Annotated in this window: 12 protein-coding genes; 11 read left to right on the top strand and 1 reads right to left on the bottom strand. The window is 50.1% G+C overall.

The genetic code is table 11. The features are described 5' to 3' along the window. Window positions 1-47: 47 nt before the first annotated feature. Window positions 48-1,049: a Na/Pi cotransporter family protein gene (locus tag AC3ITG_RS23070; protein ID WP_489251457.1), complete on the bottom strand. Its 1,002-nt coding sequence runs from the start codon at window positions 1,047-1,049 to the stop codon at window positions 48-50. Between the two features lie 700 nt (window positions 1,050-1,749). Between AC3ITG_RS23070 and AC3ITG_RS23065 the strand changes: the two genes are divergently transcribed. The 11 genes from AC3ITG_RS23065 to floA all read left to right on the top strand — a co-directional run bounded on the left by AC3ITG_RS23065 (window position 1,750) and on the right by floA (window position 20,810). After that, the gene (locus AC3ITG_RS23065; protein WP_489251456.1) at window positions 1,750-3,126 is read left to right on the top strand and encodes a class I SAM-dependent rRNA methyltransferase; all 1,377 of its coding nucleotides are present in this window, start codon (window positions 1,750-1,752) and stop codon (window positions 3,124-3,126) included. 194 nt (window positions 3,127-3,320) lie between these two features. Next, entirely contained in the window at window positions 3,321-6,824 is a 3,504-nt protein-coding gene (gene addB / locus AC3ITG_RS23060; RefSeq protein WP_489251455.1) for a helicase-exonuclease AddAB subunit AddB, read from the top strand. Beyond that, the gene (gene addA, locus AC3ITG_RS23055; protein ID WP_489251454.1) at window positions 6,821-11,140 is read left to right on the top strand and encodes a helicase-exonuclease AddAB subunit AddA; all 4,320 of its coding nucleotides are present in this window, start codon (window positions 6,821-6,823) and stop codon (window positions 11,138-11,140) included. Before addB ends, addA begins: the two co-directional genes overlap by 4 nt. A gap of 75 nt (window positions 11,141-11,215) precedes the next feature. Further along, window positions 11,216-12,400, top strand: a complete 1,185-nt coding sequence (locus tag AC3ITG_RS23050; protein ID WP_489251453.1) for an exonuclease SbcCD subunit D — start codon at window positions 11,216-11,218, stop codon at window positions 12,398-12,400. Beyond that, window positions 12,397-15,816, top strand: a complete 3,420-nt coding sequence (locus AC3ITG_RS23045; RefSeq protein WP_489251452.1) for an SbcC/MukB-like Walker B domain-containing protein — start codon at window positions 12,397-12,399, stop codon at window positions 15,814-15,816. The genes AC3ITG_RS23050 and AC3ITG_RS23045 overlap by 4 nt, the downstream gene beginning before the upstream one ends. A 466-nt stretch (window positions 15,817-16,282) precedes the next feature. Continuing rightward, entirely contained in the window at window positions 16,283-16,582 is a 300-nt protein-coding gene (locus tag AC3ITG_RS23040) for a hypothetical protein (protein WP_413379769.1), read from the top strand. Window positions 16,583-16,795: 213 nt separating this feature from the next. Further along, window positions 16,796-17,155, top strand: coding sequence for a histidine triad nucleotide-binding protein (locus AC3ITG_RS23035; RefSeq protein WP_024628477.1), 360 nt, complete (start codon window positions 16,796-16,798; stop codon window positions 17,153-17,155). A 189-nt stretch (window positions 17,156-17,344) separates the two neighbouring features. Next, on the top strand, window positions 17,345-17,518 hold the full coding sequence (gene rpsU, locus AC3ITG_RS23030) for a 30S ribosomal protein S21 (protein ID WP_005547957.1): 174 nt from the start codon (window positions 17,345-17,347) through the stop codon (window positions 17,516-17,518). 15 nt (window positions 17,519-17,533) lie between these two features. Continuing rightward, window positions 17,534-17,977: a GatB/YqeY domain-containing protein gene (locus AC3ITG_RS23025; RefSeq protein WP_053781272.1), complete on the top strand. Its 444-nt coding sequence runs from the start codon at window positions 17,534-17,536 to the stop codon at window positions 17,975-17,977. Window positions 17,978-18,313: 336 nt separating this feature from the next. Next, on the top strand, window positions 18,314-19,636 hold the full coding sequence (locus AC3ITG_RS23020) for an NfeD family protein (RefSeq protein WP_413379767.1): 1,323 nt from the start codon (window positions 18,314-18,316) through the stop codon (window positions 19,634-19,636). A gap of 163 nt (window positions 19,637-19,799) precedes the next feature. After that, window positions 19,800-20,810: a flotillin-like protein FloA gene (floA, locus tag AC3ITG_RS23015; RefSeq protein ID WP_489251451.1), complete on the top strand. Its 1,011-nt coding sequence runs from the start codon at window positions 19,800-19,802 to the stop codon at window positions 20,808-20,810. Window positions 20,811-20,814: the final 4 nt, after the last annotated feature.

The following is a 20,814-nucleotide window of genomic DNA, read 5'->3' as shown; positions in this document are numbered from 1 at the left end:
TCTTTTGAGTGACGTATCGCTACTGTTTGTCGAAAGAGTGCTGAACATCAGGCCACGGGTGACTTCGCCACTGGGGTGGAGACCGGTGGTTTTTTGTGCCAAATCGGCAAGTAGCAGAATGGCAAGGCAAGCAGTGAACTGGTGACGTTAAAAAGGGTCTGGGCATGCGCAATCTGTGCCCCGTTATCCGCTGACAGCCAGGCCGAAGCTGCATGCAGCTGGCTGATCAGCGGCATAAATAGCAGCGCTCCCGCAATGTTTAATACGACATGGGAGGCTGCGACAAATTTGCCTGCGGATGCTCCGCCAGCGGCTGCAATCACGGCGGTGATACAGGTCCCCACGTTTGATCCGATCACAATGGCGATGCCGATCTCCACAGGCAGTACTCCTGTGGCTGCAAGCGTAATCGCCATGCTGATGACGGCTGCACTACTATGAATGAGAGCCGTCAGACAGGCACCAGCCAGAAAGCCCCACCACAAGCTGTCGGCTGATCGATCCAGAAACCACTGAAATACGCCCATACTACGCAGGGGCACGGCAATGGATTGCATCACTTGAATGCCTGTCATGACGAGTGCAAATCCGGCTGACGTGAGAAAGCTGTATTGTATGGTAAACAGTGTCCGGCGTGTGCGTTCAGGAGCGAACTGATTTCGTTCACCAAGCACAACAAAGACGGCCCAGCCTGTCAGGGACAAGGCAAGCAGAGGCAGGGAAACCCGTCCGATCTGCAGCCCGACCAGCTCGGTGGTTAGACACGTCCCGATGTTGGTGCCGAGAATAATACCAAGTGTGCGTCCGTAGGTAATTAATCTGGCGTTCGCCAGTCCAATGGTTAGTACGGTAACGGCGGTACTGCTTTGCAGCAGGGCTGTAGCGCCCGCGCTGAAAGCCATGCCTTTCCAGGGAGCAGAGGTAGCCCGGCTCAGCCATCCAGCCAGCATGGGCCCGGCCATCCGCTGTAAGGCTGTTTCCATCAGCTTCATCCCACCAAAAAAGATAAGAAGCCCATATAATAGGGGCAGCACAACATCTCTGAACATGAGTTAACATCATTCCTTCCGTGCATATCCTTATTTTCATCCTATGAGTAAATAAGGACAACCATGACAGGCTAACGGGATTCTGGAGTCAATAGCATTTGAAAGATCGGTAAGTCACCATAACGGTCACCCAAATTATCGCCCCCAATTCAAAAGATACGGAGATTCTGCAAACGCAGCGGAGGGGATGGAATTGGAATTGGAACTGAAGAAGCGAAGCGTTTACGGTCATAGAGTTGATCTAAAGATTCACACGATAACGAAGAGGGCAGAAAAAACCTGAAGAAGCGAAGCGCTCGCCTTTATCCTCGGATTTTTCCTATAGTGAAAAAGGAATCAAAAAAATCTGAGGGTAACAGCGATCGGAAGGTTGTTCTGTCATCGCAGTGGCAAGTGTGGAATTTGAGATTCATCTGTACAACGACGTAACAGCGATCGAAAGTCTGATCCATCACCGCAGTAGTCACCCAAATTACCACCCACAATTCAAAAGATACGGAGATTCTGCAAACGTAGCGGAGGGGATGGAATTGGAACTGCAGAAGCGAAGCGTTCGCCTTTATCCCCGGATTTTCCCTATTGAGAAGGGAATCAGAAAAATCTGGGGATAACAGCGATCGAAAGTCCAATCCATCCCCGAAGCGGTCACCTTTGCACCAAGCCTATCTTTTCAACTAACTATGAAAGAAGTGGATCTATCTTGCCATCAGTTACACTGGAACGCAGCCGCAAAAAGCGGCTTGAACATGCACATCCATGGATATATAACAATGAAATTGCCTCTGTTGAAGGAAACCCCGAGCCGGGAGATCTGGTCAACGTATTGAATCACCAAGGTCGCTATCTCGCGACGGGTTACTATAATCCTGCATCTCAAATCACAGTTAGAGTCGTGGCATATCAACCTTTGGAGTTTGAACAGATGGACACCGCGTTTTTTGCAGCGCGATTCCGCGATTGCTTGCGCCACCGGGAGCGTTTTATTCAGGATGGAGAGGCATACCGTCTTGTTTATGGGGAAGCTGATTTCCTGCCAGGACTGATCGTTGACCGTTTTGGCAGCATCCTTGTTGTTCAATTGCTCACATTGGGCATGGACCGTTGCCGCGAAGCGATTGTACAAGCTCTAATTGAAGTGATGCAGCCGGAAGGCATCTATGAACGCAGTGATGTGTCCATTCGTGAACTGGAAGGCTTGGAACAGACAAAAGGACCATTGTATGGGGATTGCCCGCGTCATGTCACGGTAACGGAGAACGGATTGCTCATTAAGGTGGATATCGTGGAAGGCCAGAAGACAGGGTACTTCTTTGACCAGCGCGAGAATCGTGCAGCCATCGAACCGCTTATGAAGGGTTGGGGTTACAAGAGTGGTATTACGCTCCAACAGACTGAACAGGATGGTACGCAGCAGTTGCTTCCTGTGAATAAAAGTGGCAAGGTTGTGACGTTCCCTTATTGGGATGGGGCCACTGTGCTGGAATGTTTCTCCCATACAGGCAGCTTCACATTGAACGCCTGCAAATATGGAGCCAAAAAAGTAACATGCCTTGATATCTCAGAGCATGCGATTGAAAGTGCACGAACCAACGTAGAGCTGAACGGTTTCACTGAACGGGTCGAATTTGTCGTTGCGGATGCATTCCAATACTTGCGTGAGCAGGTGAAAGGCCTCGATGAGCGTAACGTACGCGCGCGTGCTGGCGAACAGAAAGTGGATACTTCCAAAGCACTTGCATCCGGTGGTAAAACATTTGATGTAGTTATCCTCGATCCGCCAGCCTTTGCCAAAACGAAATCAGCAGTTAAAGGCGCATGCCGTGGATATAAGGACATCAATTTGCAAGGAATGAAGCTGGTGAATGAGGGCGGGTATCTGGTAACCGCAAGCTGTTCATACCACATGCGTCCGGATCTCTTCCTGGAAACCATTGCAGATGCAGCCGAAGATGCAGGCAAAGTACTGCGTCTGATCGACTGGAAAGCAGCCGGAAAGGATCACCCGCAAATTTTGGGCGTAGACGAAGGTCATTACCTGAAATTTGCCATCTTCGAAGTGCGCAGCAAAAAGAATTAATCGAGCGATTTTCATTTAAGTCGAACATACATTTACGCAAAGAGTCCACAGTTTTCATAAGCTGCGGGCTTTTTGCTATGCTCGCGCAAAAGCTCTCTGGAATTGCCGGATAGTGGCAAACGTATGTTCCGAACCAAGTCAGATATGTTATACTGGGAATTAAAATCTGTTCGTGATGGTTTGGAGGATTAAACATGTCCGTACGCTTTGTTATTGGCCGGGCAGGCAGCGGCAAGAGTGCGCTGATTACCCGGGAAATCACATCCCTGCTTCAAAAGGAACCGCAAGGTAAACCACTGATTCTGCTGGTCCCGGAACAAAGTTCGTTTCGAACCGAACAGTCACTGGTATCTTCAGGGGCTATTAAAGGTACCATGCGTGCTGAAGTGCTTGGTTTTCGCCGATTGGCCTACCGGGTAATGCAGGAGGCAGGTGGTTCTGCACGTATTCCCATTGGAGCTGAAGGAAAAAAAATGCTGCTCTACAAAGTGCTCCAGCGTCGTAAGGAAGAATTGAAGCTGTTTGGAGCATCAGGCAGTCAGCTGGGATTTATAGGAGACTTAAATGATTTATACAGTGAGTTTAAACGTTATGAACTTGACCCTACATCACTGGAAGAAGGACTTTCCGCATGGAATACTTCCTCTTCTGCACCGATTTTGGGAGACAAGCTGCATGACTTGCTTCTTATATACCGTGACTATGAAAAGGAGTTAACCGAACTATATATCGATGATGAAGACACGTTGACTGAACTGACAGAGCGATTGCCAGAAAGCACGTTGCTGCAAGATGCACAGATCTGGATCGATGGATTTCAGGGATTTACCCCGCAGGAAATGAGTGTCATTGGAAGACTTATGCTGCAAGCTTCTTCGGTGACAATTGCATTGACTTTAGATCGTGTTTACGACCACGGCGCACTTCCTGGAGAACTGGAGCTGTTTCATCCCACGGCGAGTGCTTACACGCGCCTCAAAGGCATGGCTGAGGATCTGGGTGTCCTTAATGAGACAACCTTGCTTCAACCGGAAGTTTTGCCTAGATATGAAGGCAGTCCTGGACTGGCGCATTTGGAGGCTGGCTTTGATCGCAGAGTTCGCTGGAAGAGTGAGGGGCGTGATGCGGGTGTCCGACTTTACGCCGCTGAGAACCGCCGGGCTGAGATGGAAGGAGCACTTCGTGAGATGCGTCGTCTGGCGCAAGATGAAGGTGCGCGTTACCGAGATATGGCAGTGCTCGTTCGTCAGTTGGATACATATGCCGACATTGCTGAGCCCCTATTCAGGGACTATGGCGTGCCTGTCTTTCTGGATCGGAGAAGAAATGAACTACATCATCCATTATCGGAATTTATTCGTTCAGCACTCGATATCATTCGCCGTCGCTGGCGTTATGAGGATGTGTTTCGCTGTGTCAAAACAGATCTGCTGCTTCCACGGGACGGTTCCATCACACGTGAAGATATGGACCAGCTTGAAAATTATATATTAGCTTGCGGAATTCACGGATACCGCTGGACAGATGGCAAGCCATGGAAGTATGTACCCAGCCTGTCCCTGGAAGACAACGATCAGGATGTCCGCAGCCGGGGCCGGGAACTAATGCTGTCCTTAATGGAAAAATGCCGTACGGTGATTGTTGATCCACTGGGTGCTTTTGAGAAACGAATGAGCAAGGCAAAGACAGCTAAAGACCAATGTGCGGCGCTTTACAGATTACTGGAAGATGCCGAGATTCCTTGGAAGCTGGATCAGATGTCAGCAGAAGCCAAGGTCCAGGGTGATCCGGAACGTTCGAGAGAACATCGTCAAATGTGGGGGGCTGTCCTTGATCTATTAGATCAGATGGTTGATATGATGGGTGCCGAACGGCTGGATATCGATCTATTTGCCGGGCTGATGGAGACCGGATTAACCGAACTGAAGCTGGGACTTGTTCCTCCAGCGCTTGATCAAGTGTTGGTTGGATCGATGGACCGTACACGTCTTCAGGATATTAAGTACGTATTTATTCTGGGTGCTGTAGACGGAGAACTGCCTGCTGTGCCTCAGGATGATGGTGTATTAACCGAGCAGGAACGGCTGTTGTTGACAGAGAGAGGTTTGGGGCTTGGGCCGGGAGCAACAAGACAAATGCTGGATGAACGCTTTCTGATCTATACAGCCCTGACAGCGGCGAGCAAGCAGTTATGGCTGAGTTATCCCGTTGCAGATGATGAAGGGAAGACATTACTGCCCTCGGAAATTGTACGACATGTACGGAAGATGTTCGGTCTGCATGAGCAGCCATTGCTTGCCCAGCCGCCAGTTACCGATGCTGAAGAGATACACTGGTCTTATGTTAACCATCCTGGTCAGAGCCTCTCTTATCTCATCGGACAATTGCGCAGATGGCGCCGTGGAGAAGATATTCCTGAAATGTGGTGGGCGATCTATAACTGGCATGTCTCTAGGGAGACGAGCAGACCTCAGCTAAAACAATTGCTTGGATCGGTCTTTTATCGCAATCGGGCGTTACCTCTGCGTACGGCTACCAGCCGCAGATTATATGGTACAGAGGTAAGGACGAGTGTCTCTCGAATGGAGCGTTTTGTGGCATGTGCGTTCTCCCATTTTGCTTCTCATGGGCTGCGGCTGAAAGAGCGCCAGTTGTACCGCTTGCAAGCCCCTGATATTGGACAATTGTTCCATGCTGCCTTGAGTCAGCTTGCAATACGTTTGCGTGAGCAGAATCGCAGCTGGGGCAGTCTGTCTCCGGAAGAATGCCGGAAGGAAGCGGAGCACACCGTGGAGCAGATTGCCCCACAATTGCAGGGAGAGATTTTGCTAAGCACGAAACGGTATGGTTACATCTTCCGCAAGCTGAAGGATATCGTTAGCAGGGCGTCGGTTATTCTGGGTGAACAGTCCAGACGGGGAAGCTTTGAACCGATTGGGTTGGAGCTTGATTTTGGACCAGGTAAACCCCTGCCGCCGCTTCGTTTTGAATTGGAAAATGGCTGTGTGATGGAGATTGTGGGTCGGATCGACCGCGTGGATGTGGCTGAAGGAGAAAACGGCTTGCTGCTGCGAGTCATTGATTACAAATCCAGCCAGACCGATCTTAAACTGCATGAGGTGTATTATGGCCTGTCATTACAGATGCTTACGTACCTGGAGGTACTGCTTAGTGCTGCCGAGGAATGGCTTGGAGAATCGGCGATGCCTGGAGGAACACTCTATTTCCATGTGCATAACCCGTTGCTTCAATCCGCGAACGGCATGACATCTGAGCAGGCAGGACAAGAACTGCTGAAACGGTTCAAAATGAAAGGCTTGCTGCTGGCGGATCGGGATGCGATCGCTCAAATGGACAATACCCTGGACAAGGGCTATTCAGCTATTATTCCAGTTGCACTTAAGGCGGATGGCAGCTTTTATAGTAGCGCTGCTGTAGCTACGCCAGAGCAATGGGATACCTTGCTGGCTTCAGTTCGCAGCAATATACGTGAGATTGGCACCCGGATTACGGAAGGGGATGTCGCGATTGAACCTTACCGTATCCAGCAGGAGGTTGCATGCACCTTTTGTCCGTACAAGCCAGTCTGTCAATTTGATGAAAATATCGAAGGTAATGAATATAATCTGTTGTCCAAACCGGGCAAACAGCAAATCTGGGACATGCTGTCTCAGGGCAAGGGAGGGGAAACATCATGACGAATATGCCAAAACCGGAGGGAAGCTTCTGGAGTGATGACCAATGGAGTGCCATCTCACAGAGTGGAGAAGACATTCTGGTTGCTGCTGCAGCGGGTTCCGGGAAGACGGCTGTATTGGTTGAACGGATTATTCGCAAGATTGCAGACCCTTCCCGCGGATTCAGCGTAGATCGTTTGCTGGTTGCGACATTTACGAAAGCTGCTGCTGCCGAGATGAAGCAGCGGATACGTGAAGCACTGGAACGTGCACTTGAAGAGCAGCCTGCGGAAGAACATCTGCGCAAACAACTGTCATTGCTCGGGCGAGCATCCATTACGACACTGCATTCATTCTGTATGGAAGTCATTCGTCGCTATTATCAGCAAATACCGCTAAACCCGGCTTTCCGGATTCTGAATGAAAATGAAGCAGAAATCATGCGGCAGGAATTATTGGAGCAGTTGTTTGAAGAAAAGTATGGGGAAGAAGACGAAGGCAGTACATTCCGCGAATTGGTGGATTGGTTCAGTGGGGAACGAAACGATGATGCCATGCATCGACTTGTGCAGCGTTTGTATGATTTCTCACGCAGTCATTCCTGGCCGGATCATTGGCTTGCGGAGATGGCATCTGCTTTTCAGGTGGAAAGTGTCGAAGCACTTGGGCATTCTGCATGGGTTCAGAGTATTTTGCGCGATGCCGCTCTTGCTTTGGGTGGTGCTGCTGGCCTGCTGCGCCAAGGGATCAGTATATCGATACAGCCGGAAGGTCCGAAACCTTATGCGGATACATTAAAAGAAGATTTGGCAATGGTCGAAGAGCTTCTGTCAGCTGTTGAGGTCATGCCGTGGGAGAGATTGCCTGAAGTGTTTCAGCCAGCAGCTTTTGGCAAGCTGAAGCCTTGCAAAAAGGACCAGACGGACCCGGGGTTACAAGAACAGGTTAAAGAACTGCGTGAGGCTGCGAAAAAAGCCGTGACGGACCTGAAAGGGTCGTTGTTTGGAAGAAGTGCATTTTCTTTCTGGCAGGAGCTGGAGCAGGCGGCACCACTAATGCAGGAACTGTCCAACCTGGTCAGTACATTTGGAGAGCGATATCGACAGGCCAAACAGGAGCGCGGTCAGGTCGATTTCAGTGACCTGGAGCATTACTGTCTTCATATTTTGCGCCATGAAGATTCAACCCCTGAGCTGTCCATGCCTTCGGATGCAGCAATGGAATATCGGGCACGTTTCGATGAAGTGCTGCTGGATGAATATCAGGATACCAATACAGTGCAGGAAGATATCGTCAGACTGATTTCCAGAGAAAATCCAGGAAACCGATTCATGGTTGGTGATGTAAAACAGAGTATTTACCGTTTTCGTCTGGCTGAACCCGGTCTGTTTCTGAACAAGTACCGTCAATACGCAGCGAATTCGGATATGGAAGTGGACGGAGAGAGAGATTCATTGAATGCAGGAAGACGTATTGATCTTGCTCGTAACTTCCGCAGTCGTGCAGAAGTTGTCCATTCGGTCAACATGTTATTCAAGCAGCTCATGAACGAAGGGGTAGCCGAGATTGCCTATGATGAACGAGCGCAGCTAGCTTATGGTGCTACTTTCCCGGCAGAGACGCTTGGAGATGAGGCTTACACACCTGAACTCATGTTGATCGATCGTCAAGGCGGAGGACCAGATCTTACGGAAAGCACGGACGAGAATGGGGATGCGCTACCTTCTGCTGAGCTGGAGAGTGCCGAGCTCGAAACCGCCCAGCTGGAGGCTCGGGCCATGGCTCGCCGTATTCGCGAAATGGTCGGAGATACGGATAAGCCAGCCCTGAATGTTTATGATAAAGCCCTTCAATCCATGCGCCCTGCGCGTTATGGAGACATTGTCATTTTGCTGCGTTCTGCCCTGATGTGGGCTCCACTCATGATTGAAGAATTCAGACAGCAGGGTATTCCTGCCGGAGGGGAGCAAAGCAAAGGCTATTTTCAGGCGACGGAAGTGGAAGTGATGTTGTCCTTGCTGCAGATTGTGGATAATCCAAGGCAGGATATCCCACTTGCTTCAGTGCTTCGTTCGCCGATTGTCGGATTGGATGAAGAGGAATTGGCTCAGATTCGTCTTGGGGACAAGAGACAGTCTTTTTATGATGCTGTTGTATCTGCTACAGGATCATTCACTAGTTCGTCGAATGTTTCGAAACAGCATGGCGTGCAAGCTTTGAATCCCAATTCATCTGCAATCCAGCTGCAATGGCCGGAAGCCTGGTCGGAAATGGAACAGGGGCAGCAGGAATCGGCTGTATCCGCCGAGGCAGACGTTATGGAAGGCGTACAAGAATCCTATGTACATGCTGATACAGATGAGGTTATGAATGCTGGTATAGATGCAAGTAATGGTGGACGTATAAGCGAAGATACGAATAGGGAGAACGGTACCAGCTCAGAGCTGCAACAAAAGTTAATTCGCTTTATGCGTCAGTTGGAACAATGGCGGCTTGAAGCCAGACAAGGCAGCCTGAGTGAACTCATTTGGCGCATGTATCGGGAAACGGGTTATCTGGACTGGGTTGGCGGCCTACCGGGAGGCATGCAGCGTCAAAGTAATTTGAAGGCTCTGTATGATCGCGCTCGGCAATATGAGCAGGCAACGGCCAATCGTGGATTGTTCCGCTTCCTGACCTATGTATCCAGACTACGTGAGAACGGGGGAGATCTCGGCACCGTAGCAGGTGGTTCTGGTGAACAGGACAATGCAGTACGCATCATGACGATTCACCGGAGTAAGGGCTTGGAATTCCCTATTGTTTTTGTCGGGGGCATATCCAAAATGTTCAATCAGCAGGATCTGAACTCGCCGTTTCTGATGCATAAGGAGTTGGGGTTTGGCCCGAGGTTTGTAGATCGTGAGAATCGGGTTGCCTATCCAACCTTGGCTAATCTGGCGATTCGTCGTCGGGCCCAGTTTGAGCTGCTTGCGGAAGAGATGCGGGTGCTCTATGTGGCTCTGACCCGTCCAAAAGAGAAAATGATTTTGGTCGGTACTGTGAAAGATGTTGTTAAAAAGGCAGTGGCCTGGTCTCAGATTAAGGACAGTCCGAAACGGGTACTGCCTGACTATCTGCTTGCAGCCGGACGGAGCTATCTGGATTGGATCGGTCCATCCCTGATGAGACATCCGGACGCCGCTTTGCTGCGTGAACTTGCGGGAGGTACTGATTCATATGCTGCTTGCCTTGTGGATGATGAATCACGTTGGGGCATTTCCGTAATTTCTGCTGATCAAGTATCCCGAGAAATATTTGTGGATCAGAGACTTGGTGAAGAAGACGGTATGACAGAAGTTCGGAAACATCGCATTGCTGCCCTGAAAGCAGTTCAGCCTGTGGTGCTATTTTCTTCCTCAACTAAAGAAGAGACGGTTGAGGATGCACAAGATGCAACCCCACGAGACATCAGAGAGGAAGATGTACTTACAGTAGGTGTGCAAGAGGGTGTACAGCTGCTTCGCGAGGTAGATAAACGGCTCTCATGGACATACCCTCATCAAGCAGCAACTCAAGTGGCTGCCAGCACATCGGTTACCGAGCTGAAAACATTGCTAGCCATGCAAGACCATCAGTCGTTACAGATGATGGAGGAAATTGAAGAACAATCTGAGGCTTCTGTGGATTCTGAGAAACGTGGAGTGAAGGATGGAGGATCGTCCTTTAAATTGCATCTGCGTCGTCCCAAATTCATGGAGGAGAAACAATTGACTGGAGCCGAGCGGGGAACGGTGTATCATACGTTGATGCAGCATCTTCCTGTGGATGGCTCACCCGTTGATTCGCAAATCGTTGAGCAGACACTTTTGCGGTTAGTTGAGCTCCAGATTTTGCTTCCCCATCAGGCAGAGGTGATTGAGTCTGATCAACTGGCTGGATTTTTCAATACAGAGCCTGGTACAGAATTGTTGCGTGCGGAGTGGGTGAAACGGGAGATTCCATTTATTTATGGACTTCCGGCACATCATTCTCCTGCCGAATGGCTTCAAAATCTGTCAACAGATGCAGGTATGCAAACGTTGGAGGAAGACGGTAACATGCAGGCATCACTAGAAAATGAAACGGTGCTGGTACAGGGGATTATTGACTGTCTGTATGAGGTGGATGGCGAACTTGTTTTGCTCGATTACAAGACAGATCGGGTGTTGGAGCATCGGGGCGGACTGGACAAACTGACGGAAAACTATCGTTTCCAGCTAGAGCTCTATGGCCGGGCCATTGAAGATATCCTGGGTCGGAAAGTCGATCGGAAGTGGCTGTACTTTTTTGATGGCGGACATGCTGTGAAACTATAAAGTGAAATTTTAAAACGACCGGATGATTCAAATTCGTATCATTGGATTTTGCATGAGAGAGGGGTTGAACGGACGATGCGTATTTTGCACACAGGGGACTGGCATCTGGGGAAAACGCTGGAGGGACGGAGCCGGCTGCGAGAGCAGGAGGATTTTGTAGATGAGCTTGTTAAACTCGCGGATGAGCAGCAAGCAGATGTCATATTGATGGCTGGCGACGTGTACGATTCTGTAAATCCGCCTGCATCGGCGGAACAGCTTTTTTATGAGGCTGCGGCGCGTCTGACAGAACAAGGGAGACCACTTGTGGTGATTGCCGGAAACCATGATCAGCCGGAGCGAGTGGCTTCAGTGACCCCGCTTGTGAACAGACAGGGAATTACACTTGTAGGTATGCCTACTTCAGAAGCAGTTACGATCCATGCAAAGCGAACTGGAGAGACTGCGCAGATTGCTGCATTGCCATATCCCTCGGAAGCGCGACTGAACGAACTGCTGACAACGGATGGGGACGAGAATGTGCTTCGCCAGGCATACAGTCGCCGTGTTGGCATGTTAATGCAGCGTCTGGCTGCTTCTTTTCGTCCAGATACGGTGAATTTGGCGATGAGTCATATTTATGTTCTGGGCGGAGTGGAAAGTGATTCGGAACGTCCCATTCAGGTAGGGGGGGCCTATACGGTTGACCCTTCTGCATTGGCGACAGGTGCGCAATATACAGCACTAGGGCATCTCCATCGTGCGCAGGCAGTTAAAGGAGAAGGTGTGATTCGGTATAGTGGCTCTCCACTGGCCTACAGTTTCTCCGAAGCGGGACAGAGTAAGTCCGTCACAATGGTTGATCTGGCACCAGGGGGAGCCGCAAACGTGGAAGAAGTGCTGTTGACCTCCGGACGTCCACTTGTGCGCTGGAAGGCGCGTGGCGGTCTGGCTGAGGTTTATCGGTGGCTGGACGAGGGGCGCGATCCTCAGGCTTTTATTGATATGGAAGTATGGCTGGATGAAGCCATGTCTCTGAAAGAAATTCAGCAGCTCCGTAAGTCGCATGACGGGATCATTCATATCCGTCCGGTGTATCCCGAGATGGCAGCGGCAGGGCTTTTGGAGCAACGGTCCGAGCTTCCGGTACATGAGCTTTTTCGCAAATTTTATCAGCGTCAGACAGGTGGGGCATTACCTGAAGACAGTCTGGTTCAACTGTTCCTGGAACTCGTCGATGAGGACGAGCCGGGTGTGCGTGAGGAGGTCGAGGGAAATTGAAGCCGATTTTATTGAAAGTTGCAGGTCTGCAAAGTTATCGGGAGACTCAGGAGATTGATTTTACCGTATTAACGGAAACGGGACTGTTCGGCATTTTTGGTCCTACAGGCAGCGGGAAATCTTCTTTGCTCGACGCGATTACGCTGGCGATGTACGGAAAAGTGGAACGTGCTGTTAATGGTACCCAGGGAATCATGAACCACGCTGAGGATTCGTTGTCCGTTGCTTTTACATTTGAACTTGTATCGGCAGAAGGCACAAGAAGATTTCGGGTGGAACGACGCTTCAAACGAAACAATGAGGTATCGGTAAGCAACACAATAAGCAAATTCATTGAGACCGTTAACGGAGAGGAACAGGTGCTGGCTGATAAACTGGCAGACGTGAACCGCTGCGTTGAAGATGTCATTGGGTTGAAAATGGATGATTTTACGCGAGCCGTTGTGCTTCCACAAGGTAAATTCGCTGAGTTTCTGTCGCTGAAAGGCAGTGAAAGACGCCAGATGCTGCAACGTTTATTCCATCTGGAGAAGTATGGAGATCAGCTTGCCATCAAGCTCAGCCGGCGGGTGAAAGACAATGATATGGTTCATCAGTCATTGGCCGCGGAGCAGCAGGGGCTTGGGAATGCCAGCAAAGAGACGTTGGCAGAAACGGAGCTTCTTCTTCAAGCTGCTGTGAAACAGTCTGAATTGTCACGCAAAACGCTTGATGAAGCGATGAAGGAAGCCGAGCAGCTCGGCAAAGTTCGTGAGTTAAGCCATGAACGTCAGGCTCGTATGGAGGAACACGAAAAGCTGAAAGCACGTGCACCACAGATCGAAGCTGGGGAACAACGGCTGAAACTGGCCGGGGCGGCAGACGCGATACTCCCTTCATTGCAGACGATGCGTGACGCAGCAGCACAGCAGAAGTTACGTGAGAATGCAGCCGGTATTGCTCACCAGCAAGCGGTGGAACATGAACGGCTGTCTGTACTGGAAGCCGAGAAGGCCGAAACGGCCCGTGTACAGATGGCTGAGGAAGAACCCAAGCTGCTGCTTCGATTGGAACAGCTGGAACAGGCCAAGGAGTTGCAACGGGAACGGGACGGGCTACGAGAGGATCGTACCCGTCTTAAGCAGCTTTTGGACAAAGGACAGGCTGAACAGAGCGTCATCGGACAACAGCTGGAGAAGGAAAAAGAACTACAGCAGCGTGGCCGCAAACGGCGGGAAGAATTACAGGAAAGCCTGAAGCCGAATGAAGTGAAGTCCGAAGAACGCAGACAGCTGCAGGCTGCACTGGAATTGAAGCATCGTTTGGATACTGCGGCGGAGCAATTGCGCCAGAACAAGGCTGAGATGGAAGCCAATAAGCAGTCGGCTGAACAGGGGGCAGAAAGGCTGAAGCTGGCTGCCCAGGAAGAGAGTCGTCTGAGTGAACAGCGTCAGCGTCTGATCGAACAGGCGGCAACGGGTCTTGAGGCCTTGCTTGCCTGTGAGCAGGACATTGGCCGCGAACAGAGCCTGCTGGCCAGGGCGGAGGAGCAGCTGCGCGGAACAATGCGCGAGCAGGAGCTGCACCGGCTCTCCTCCGCCTTGCGCGCCGAGCTGCGCGACGGCGAGCCATGCCCGGTGTGCGGCTCCGCACAACACCCGCTCCCGGCTGCGCAGCCGGGAGAAGGTCCGCTCGCAAGCGATGCGGACCTGGAACTGCTGCGCAGCCTGCACGCGGAGCTGCAGGAGCTGCGCTTTGGGCTGCGCCAGCAGCTGCACGAACGTCGCAGCCTGCTGACGCAGCTTGGCGCTGCGGCCGGCGAAGCCCCGGCCACAGCCGAGGCCGCGCCTGCGGCTGCGGAGCCGGAGCCCGCCGGTTCGCCCGTACACGGGCGCTCCCCGGCGGACTGGGCGGAGCGTGCCGCCGCACTGCGCGAAGCCGCGCGGGCGCTGGCCGCAGCCTCAGCGCCGCTGCAAGCGGAAGCCGCCGCGTTGCAGCAGGCGGCTGTAGGCGCGCAGCAGCGCCGCATGGAAGCGGCTGCTGCGCAGGAGGCCGGCCAAGCCGGGCTCGCCCAGGCGGAGCGCCGGCTGGCCGAGAGTGAAGCCGCCGCAGCCGCATTGCACGGCCGCTGGGCCGCGGAATTGCCAGGCATCGCTCAAGAGGAGGCCATGGCCCTTCACCAGGCGATGCAGGAGCGCGACGCGCGCGCAGAAGACATCAAGGAACGGCTGAACAAGAGCGTGACGTTCCTTGAAGAAAAGGAACAGCTGGTACAGTCCCTCCAGCAGAAGCTGGTTGAGTTGGACAAACAGCTGATTCAGTGGCAGACGGAATGGCAAGGAAACAGCAAACAGCTTGCCGAGAAGGAAGAACGTCTGCGCCAATGGGTTGGCGAGCAGCGGGTTGAGGATTTGATTGCTGCGGCCCAGACTCGACTGGATGGGCTGCGGAAAATTGCTGCTGATTCAGCACAGCGTTTCAAGGAAGCGGATGTGTTGAAACAGGAATCGGCCAAGAAGGATGTCATGGCTCATCAAGCAGCAACCTCGGCAGCAGAGCATTTGCAGCAGGCACAGGAACGTTGGAAGCAATTGCTGGATCAATCGCCATTTGATTCGGAGAATGCTGTTGTGGAGGCAGCCCTCCCTTCCCAAGAAGCAGAGCGGCTTGCCGATGAAGTTCAGCAGCATCGGGAGCGTGATCGTGAACTTGTTTCTCAATTGCGTGAGCTGGAACAAAAACTGGGCGGAGCTGTTGTATCCGAGGAACAATGGTTGGCATGCACAGAGCGACTGCAACTGTCTCGTGCAGAGGATGAAGCGGCTCTTAGAGCCAAGGCACGTGCAGAACGTGATCTGGAAGATGTGCAGCAGCGACACGTTCGCTGGACCGAGTTGGAGAACAAACGGGTGGAAGTGAGCCGACAAGGTGAAATGCTTAGCAAACTGCAAGCAGCTTTCAGAGGTAATGCGTTTGTCGAGTATATTGCAGAAGAACAGCTGATGCAGGTTAGTCAGGCTGCTTCACAGCGTCTGCGCTTTCTGACCAAACAACGTTATTCACTTGAGGTGGATTCAGGCGGCGGCTTTGTCATCTGTGACGATGCAAACGGTGGAGTTAAACGTCCGGTGTCCACCTTGTCCGGTGGAGAGACGTTCCTGACCTCATTGTCACTGGCCCTGGCTCTGTCTGCCCAGATTCAGCTGCGTGGTCAGTACCCGCTGCAGTTCTTCTTCCTAGATGAAGGGTTTGGCACATTGGACCCTGAACTGCTGGATACTGTGATTACGTCGTTAGAAAAACTGCATGATGACCGTCTTGCCGTTGGTATTATCAGCCACGTTCCGGAGCTTCGAGCACGCTTGCCACGCAAACTGGTGGTGATTCCAGCAGGTGAAGCCGGAGCAGGCTCTCGTGTAGTATTGGAAACATTATAGGGGCTTAAACACAGAACACATACGTTTGAATGAGTCCAAATTGAGATTGATTCTTCTCATAAACCAATTTTTAAAGTTTGATGCTAAGGGGAAGCTCCTGATTGATTGAGGTTTGTAAGTTTGAATCTCATTAGTATACTCGTTGTGACAGTTGAGTGAGATAGCTCACAGATACAGGTTCATCCTGTTGTTATACTACAGTTAAGCCGACAAACTTATGTTAAGCACCCCGGCGGACGTCTGATCAGGAATAATCCTGGTTAGACGTCCGCGACAGCAGACTTCCGCATGGAAACTGCAACGGGGTGCTTCTTTTTTTTAATAGGCACTTTCTTGAAACTCTTGTCATTCACAGTGTCATTTCGCCCAGATCTGAATACGATGAAAGGGTGATGAAGAGCAGAACAGATCCGGGAGGCGATCGAACGTGGAAAAGGTAGAAGCGAAGAAACTATGTAAGGAACACATGCATCGCTATGTGTGTGTACAAATGCATGACGGTGCCCATTATGATGGCATTGTGGAAAATGTGGATGATGACATGATTTATTTGGCTGTTCCCGTGGGGCATGAAGCTGTGGTTAATCATGCGAACGCAAACTGGGGACCCAATATGATGCCGGTTACTTATCCTGCTCATGCACGGGGATTCTTCCCAGGCTATGGCTATCCATACCCTTACTATGGTTATGGTCGCAGACGTTTTAATAGGCTGGTACTTCCTCTGATTGGCCTCACTGCCTTATCCTTATTGCCTTATTATTAATAGAGTTGCGTGATGGAGTAATGCGTGTGATGCAAATAATGACCTTTTTCATCTGTGGTGAACGCTCAGTAGTCCACTAAGATGTGAAAGGTTTTTTTGTTGAAAATTCCGATCTTAGTCACATAGCTGAACAGGCTAAATTGGACGTGAGTTTTCAGTTCCGGTATGATAGTAGGGTATACATAATTTTTAAATCGAAGGAGGGTATGAACAATGGATTGCTTGTTTTGCAAAATTGTAGAGGGCAGCATTCCCTCCAATAAGGTACTGGAGAATGACCATGTCATCGTCTTTCATGACATCCAGCCCGCTGCACCGACCCATGTACTCGTTATTCCCAAGAAACATATTGCTTCCATGAATGAAGTAACGGCGGAAGACTTGCCGTTGATCGGTGAGATTCATTTGGCTGCGCAGGAAGCGGCCAAGCGCCTCGGCGTGGAAGAAACAGGTTATCGACTGATTAATAACTGCGGTAAGGATGGAGAACAGACCGTTCATCATCTGCACTATCATTTGCTTGGTGGGACCCGACTTGGCGTGTTGACAAGTTTGTCAGACTCACACAAATAAACGATCCAAGTTACTCTAAATCAGGACTGATTCATACATGCATAAAAGGCATGAATATGGAGCTGAAGTTCACATAAAATAAATGATCATTACGTTAAGGTTGACACCTTTATTACCTTTCGCCTATAATGAAAGGTGATGAACCGTGTTATTGCTCTTGGACGGTCTGGTCGGAGGGAGGGAAAACTGGTGTCTGAAACTAAAGTTCGCAAAAACGAGACTATTGATGCTGCACTTCGTCGCTTTAAACGTTCCATCGCAAAAGATGGCGTATTGGCTGAGGTGAAGAAACGTAAGCATTATGAGAAGCCAAGCGTAAAGCGCAAGAAAAAGTCCGAGGCTGCTCGTAAGAGAAAGTTTTAGGAGGATTTTAACTACATGAATCTTAGCGAACGATTGAACGAAGATATGAAGCAAGCGATGAAGAGCAAGGACAAGTTCAAGCTCTCCAACATTCGGTTGATTCGTTCGACGATCAAGAATCTTGAAATAGATTTGAAAAGAGATTTGGATGATAACGAAGTGCTTGATATTCTGAGTCGTGAAATCAAACAGCGCAAAGATGCCCTCCAAGAATTTGACAAAGCGGGCCGTGAGGACCTCGCGGCAAATGCAAAAGCGGAAATTGAATTACTCAGTCAGTACCTTCCCGCACAGCTTACCGAAGAAGAAATTAAAGTTATTGTACAGCAGACCATCCAGGAAACCGGTGCTTCTTCGAAAGCCGAGATGGGGAAAGTCATGTCTGCCCTTATGCCGAAAGTCAAAGGCAAAGCGGACGGCAAACTGGTAAATCAAGCAGTTCAACAATTTCTGCAATAAAGCAAATCAATAAACACCTCCTGACTTGTCAGGGGGTGTTTTTTCCGTTTTACATCATTGATACGGTACTCAGTTCCCAGAAGAAATATGAAACGTGATTAGTAATCGTTCATTTGTTCAAGGAAATTCACAAATATTGCTTTTAAATGGATAATATATATGATTATGGATTTGAAATGTTGCAATTGCTTCCGGTTTCAAATATAATTTTAAGATTTTGAAACGAAATGTTGCATTGTACGTAATAAATACCATAAGCTGGACAGTATAACATTAATGGAAAAGGGGGGACTATTTGTGAAGGGAAAGCGCCGGAAGAAGCTTACGGGGCCATTGATGCTCATGATGCTACTGACGCTGCTGCTTCCTGTCTGGATTGGATCACCGTCAGCGCATGCAGCTGAGAAAAGTGGCGCCGTATATATCATTCCGGTAGATAAACCAATCGAGCAGGGACTTGGCAAGTTTATGGAACGCGGGTTCAAGGAAGCAGAAGAGATGAATGCTGGCCTGATCGTTCTGGATATCAATACGCCGGGAGGGCGTGTCGACACGGCAGAAGAACTGGGTAACTTAATTAAGCAAAGTCCAGTTGAAACCGTTGCATTTGTCCGTGGAGATGCTGCCTCGGCCGGAAGTTTTCTGGCTTTGAATGCAGATAAGATCGTAATGTCGCCAGGCAGCATGATAGGTGCGGCAGCGATGGTGGACAGCACAGGTAAACATGTCGATGATCCGAAGCTGGTTGCATTCTGGAAGAGCAAGATGCAGGGCGCGGCTGAGAAAAGTGGCCGTGACGGCAAAATTGCAGCTGGAATGACGGATGTTAACATGGTCGTGGAGATGCCTGAGATTAATAAAACCAAGGAAAAAGGTGAAATTATTGCTCTCTCGGCCGAAGAAGCGCTGAAAGTGGGTTATGCGGACCATATCAGCAACACGCCGGAAGAAGCCGCAGCCTGGCTTGGTTACAGTCAGGATGATGTGTTCACCGTTCAGAGAACAGCCGCAGAGAACATATCCACTTTTCTTACCAATCCTGTCGTCATGACGGTATTGCTATTCCTTGGAATAGCCGGTGTGATCATTGAGTTGATTGTACCTGGGTTCGGAGTGCCTGGTATTGTTGGTATCGTGTGCTTTGTGCTTTATTTCTCAGGGAACTACATTGCCGGTTTTGCCGGAGCGGAGACATGGGTGTTATTCACTGTCGGACTCATCATGATGATTCTGGAGATGTTTATACCAAGCTTCGGTATTCTGGGCATTTTGGGATCGATTGCGCTTGTCGCTGGTGTCGTGCGAGCCGCCTATGATACAAGTGATGCATTTATATCGTTAGGTATTGCTTTTGGAGCAGCGCTGGTAGTCATTGCAATCGTTGTTATTCTGTTTAAGGATCGAGGCATATGGAATCGATTCATATTAAGTGACAGGCTGTCTGCTGATCAAGGATACTCTTCGGCGACAGAACGCAAAGAGTTGATCGGTTTGCAGGGCATCAGTTTGACTCCACTTCGTCCCTCGGGAACAGCGATATTTAACGGAGAGCGTGTCGATGTGGTGTCGGATGGAGATTTCATTCCGATTGATACACCAATTATTGTGATCAAAGCGGAAGGTACCCGGATTGTCGTTCAACAAGCTTTACCGGTGTAACCCGCTCTGTTGCCGGAGTTGATTAAAGCTTCGGCAGTGTACATAACCATTCTACGGAGGCTGCTAGTGGAGTGGTGTAAATCAATGCACAGCAGCAAAGTTCCACACCGTTTTTATCATGTTTCTTACAAAAATTAAAATTGCAAATGGAGGAATTTTGACTATGGAACCAACCTTGATTACGGTTTTGCTCATTGCGGTAGTTGCGATTATCGTATTGAGCGTATTCTTCAGCTTTTTCCCGGTTATGCTCTGGATCTCAGCCCTTGCATCGGGCGTACGCGTGGGGATTATCACGCTGGTAGCGATGAGACTAAGACGTGTAACACCTAGCCGGATCGTAAATCCACTGATTAAAGCAACCAAAGCTGGACTTCAATTGACAATGAATCAACTGGAGAGCCACTTCCTAGCCGGTGGTAACGTAGACCGAGTTGTCAACGCCCTGATTGCTGCACAACGTGCGAACATTCCACTCGAATTTGAACGTGCTGCTGCGATCGACCTTGCAGGTCGTGATGTATTGCAAGCCGTACAGATGAGTGTAAACCCACGTGTTATTGAAACGCCGATTGTTTCTGCGGTAGCCAAAGATGGTATCGAAGTTAAAGTAAGAGCGCGGGTTACGGTTCGTGCCAACATTGACCGCCTCGTCGGTGGTGCGGGTGAAGAGACGATTATTGCCCGTGTCGGCGAAGGTATCGTAAGTACGAACGGTTCCTCGAATTCCCATAAAGACGTCTTGGAAAATCCGGATCTGATCTCCCGTACCGTATTGTCCAAAGGTCTGGATGCAGGTACCGCTTTTGAGATCCTGTCTATTGATATCGCGGACGTGGATGTAGGTAAAAACATTGGTGCCTTCCTGCAAACGGAGCAGGCAGAGGCTGACAAACGTATTGCCCAGGCGAAAGCGGAAGAACGTCGCGCTATGGCCGTAGCTCAAGAGCAAGAGATGAAAGCGCGCGTAGTGGAAATGAGAGCGCGTGTGGTTGAGTCCGAATCTCAAGTACCTTTGGCGATGTCCGAAGCACTGCGTAGTGGTAAGATCGGTGTCATGGACTACATGAACCTGAAAAACATTGAAGCAGATACTCAAATGCGCAACACATTAGGAAAACCTGTTGAAAATACAAACTCCAACGATCATGGTGATTCCAAAAACGGAAGATAGGCGG

The sequence above is a fragment of the Paenibacillus sp. GL_099_B genome, assembly GCF_057835695.1.
Note: the sequence above shows the minus strand (reverse complement) of the source record. Positions and strands in the feature narration are given on the sequence as shown.